At 62.0% G+C, this 2,834-nt stretch carries 4 protein-coding genes; 1 reads left to right on the forward strand and 3 read right to left on the reverse strand.

Going from position 1 to position 2,834, the window contains the following annotated elements; translation table 11 throughout:
• The 3 genes from EN750_RS27560 to rpmB form a co-directional block, all read right to left on the reverse strand.
• The coding region (locus tag EN750_RS27560; protein ID WP_127398577.1) for a hypothetical protein at positions 1–614 on the reverse strand (614 nt) is incomplete at its 3' end.
• Positions 615–673: 59 nt separating this feature from the next.
• The gene (locus tag EN750_RS27565) at positions 674–1,354 is read right to left on the reverse strand and encodes a queuosine precursor transporter (RefSeq protein WP_127266961.1); all 681 of its coding nucleotides are present in this window, start codon (positions 1,352–1,354) and stop codon (positions 674–676) included.
• 45 nt (positions 1,355–1,399) lie between these two features.
• Entirely contained in the window at positions 1,400–1,696 is a 297-nt protein-coding gene (rpmB, locus tag EN750_RS27570; protein ID WP_013529373.1) for a 50S ribosomal protein L28, read from the reverse strand.
• Positions 1,697–1,953: 257 nt separating this feature from the next.
• Between rpmB and EN750_RS27575 the strand changes: the two genes are divergently transcribed.
• Positions 1,954–2,742, forward strand: a complete 789-nt coding sequence (locus EN750_RS27575; protein ID WP_127398579.1) for a DUF3108 domain-containing protein — start codon at positions 1,954–1,956, stop codon at positions 2,740–2,742.
• Positions 2,743–2,834: the final 92 nt, after the last annotated feature.

Here is a 2,834-nt window from a genome sequence, read left to right on the forward strand (position 1 = left end):
GTACTGACCTCTTCGACCGCGAAGCCTGCCTGCTTCAGCCGCCGCGTGAAGCCGCTGTCGGGGCCTTGCGACCACACCGCCAGCACGCCGCCGGGTTTCAGGGCGCTGCGTGCGGCTGCGAGGCCTTGCACGCTGTAAAGTGCGTCGTTGGATTTGTGGACGATGCCTTCCGGGCCGTTGTCGACATCGAGCAGGATGGCGTCCCAGGCCGCGGGCCGCGACCGGATCAACTGCCCGACATCGGTTTCCTGGATGGTGACGCGAGGATCGTCGAGACAGCCGTCAAAGATTTCGGCCATCGGGCCACGTGCCCAGGCGACGACGGCGGGCACCAGTTCGGCGACGACAATTCCGGCATCATTGGCCAATTCTGTGAGTGCGGCGCGCAAGGTAAAACCCATGCCAAGCCCACCGATCAGGATTGTGGGCCGGCTATGGCCGGCAATCCGCTCACAGGACAGTTTTGCCAGCGCTTCCTCGGAACCGCTGAGGCGGCTGTTCATGAGCTCGTTGGTGCCCAGCATGATCGAGAATTCGGTGCCGCGCCGCTTGAGGCGAAGTTCTTGTCCGCCGTCCGGGGTCTTTGCCGAATCGAGCTGAACCCACGGGATCATGATCTTTGTCCGACCATGATCTTTTCCGAAAATCGGGTCCCACTTTTCGGGATCATGGTTTAAGCCGCAACCGCGGGCTGGCTCCAGCGGGCCGCGAGCAGACGGTAGGGGATCAACGCCACCACGGCGATGATCAGCTTCACGCTGAGGTCGCCCAGCGCCCAGGAGATCCAACGCATCGCGTCGACATGGAACACGCCCATCAAGGGTGCGTTTTCCAACGCAAAGCCGTCGTTGGGACCAGCGAAGGCAAAGGCGGCCGAGAACGCGACGGTGAAGAACACGGCTGTGTCGAACACCGACCCGACCAGCGTGCCGACGATCGGCGCCCGCCACCAGCTCTGGCGGCGCAGCCGGTTGAAGACAGTCACATCGAGCAATTGCGCGGCAAGGAACGCCGCTCCGGACGCGGCCGCGATCCGCACCAGCCGGTCGGCGGCGGTCTCGAATTCGATCAGGCCGTGACGGAACAGGAAGGGCGGGACAAGGATCGAGCAGATCACCGCCGTCATGAAGCCGACAAAGACGATCCGGCGCGCCACAGTGGGGCCGTAACGGCGGTTGGCGAGGTCGGTGACCAGAAACGAGAAGGGATAGGTGAAGGCCCCCCAGGTCAGAAGGTCGGCCAGCGAGAGGCCGCCGATCTGGCCCTGCATCGGGAATTGCACGAGAATGTTCGATGCCACGACGACAAGCGTCATGGCGGCCACGAAGGGCAAGTATCGCGAGAAGAAAGTCATTTTTTTATCCTGGGTAATGGAACCAGCGGAACGTATTCCGAAATTTTAAGCGGCAGCCTGTTCGGCGGTCTTCTTGGCGATCTGCTTCTTCAGCAAACGGGCGCGCTGCGACAATTCCTTGACGTCGGCCTTGGCCAGGAAGGCGTCGAGGCCGCCGCGATGTTCGACCGAACGCAGCGCGTTGGCCGAAATGCGAAGACGCACGTTCTGGTTCAGCGCTTCCGAAATCAGCGTCACATTGACGAGGTTCGGCAGGAAGCGACGCTTGGTCTTGTTGTTGGCGTGGCTCACATTGTTGCCGGACATGACTGCCTTGGCAGTGAGTTCGCAGGTGCGGGACATTGTTCTAACCTTCAGTTCTCGGGGTCTGCCAAACACTCAAGCCCACGCCGGGTGGCGCGCGGTTCTGGTCAGGCGGCCTTATGGAAAAAGTTGGCGTTCCATAGTTGCATTTCGCCGAGGCGTCAAGCTCCAGCTTGCCTGCGGACACGCCCGGCATTTCATATTAAGGCCGGAATTCATCCTATAAGCGGTTCCATAGGGACATGCCAGACCGGAGTTGCCCGCCTCCGGCCGAAAATCAAGGACCCGATCCCGCCATGCTTCGTTCGCCACATGCCCTTGTTGCCATGCTTGCCATAGCTTTGCCGTCCGCCGCGTCTGCTGCCTCGCCGCAGTCGTTCAAGGGCGAGTACACAGTGTCGTTCCTCGGCCTTTTGATAGCGAAATCAACGTTTTCCAGCCGCTATGAGAACGGCGCCTACGCGATCCAAGGCAGTGTCACCGCAGCCGGCCTCGCCAAGCTGTTCGACGATACGCGCGGCACGATCTCATCCAAAGGCACGATCGCGGGCAAGAAGATGGTGCCGCAGGCATTCCGCGCCGATTACACCTCCGGCAAGAAGGCATCGGTTGTCGATATCCGCTTTGCCAATGGCAGGGTCACCTCGACGAAGGTCGTGCCGGCGCCGGGCAAACGCGACCCCAAGAACTGGGTACCGCTCGGTGCCGGCGACCTGGCGTCGGTGCTCGATCCCATGGCCGCCACCGTCATTCATGCCGACAGTCTCGACCAGGTCTGCGGCCGCACGGTGAAGTTCTATGACGGCGAGATGCGTGCCGACCTGACGTTGACCTACGCGTCGAAAGGCACGATCTCGGTCCCAGGCTACAAGGGCGACACCGTCACCTGCCAGATGGGCTTCGAGCCGGTGGCGGGTTATCGCAAGGGCCGCAAGGCGCTCAACTATCTCAAGAACAAAAGCCGCATGATGGTGACGTTTGCACCGCTCGGCCAAACCGGCGTATATGCGCCGATCCGTGCCACGGTGGGCACGCAGATCGGCACCTTGACCATCAGCGCCGGGCGTTTCGAAGCCGTACAATAGCCAGGCGCGGAATTGGCGCGCCACTGGAGACAGAATGGGGCGCGCAACACTGATCGGCTTTTCGGCGGTCGCCATGTGGGCGTTGCTCGCAC

The sequence above is a fragment of the Mesorhizobium sp. M7A.F.Ca.ET.027.03.2.1 genome (assembly GCF_003999175.1).
GTDB lineage: Bacteria > Pseudomonadota > Alphaproteobacteria > Rhizobiales > Rhizobiaceae > Mesorhizobium.

Coding starts and splice junctions, on each gene's coding strand:
- EN750_RS27565 (WP_127266961.1), bottom strand. CDS start 1,354: ATGACTTTCTTCTCGCGATACTTGCCCTTCGTGGCCGCCATGACGCTT.
- rpmB (WP_013529373.1), bottom strand. CDS start 1,696: ATGTCCCGCACCTGCGAACTCACTGCCAAGGCAGTCATGTCCGGCAAC.
- EN750_RS27575 (WP_127398579.1), top strand. CDS start 1,954: ATGCTTCGTTCGCCACATGCCCTTGTTGCCATGCTTGCCATAGCTTTG.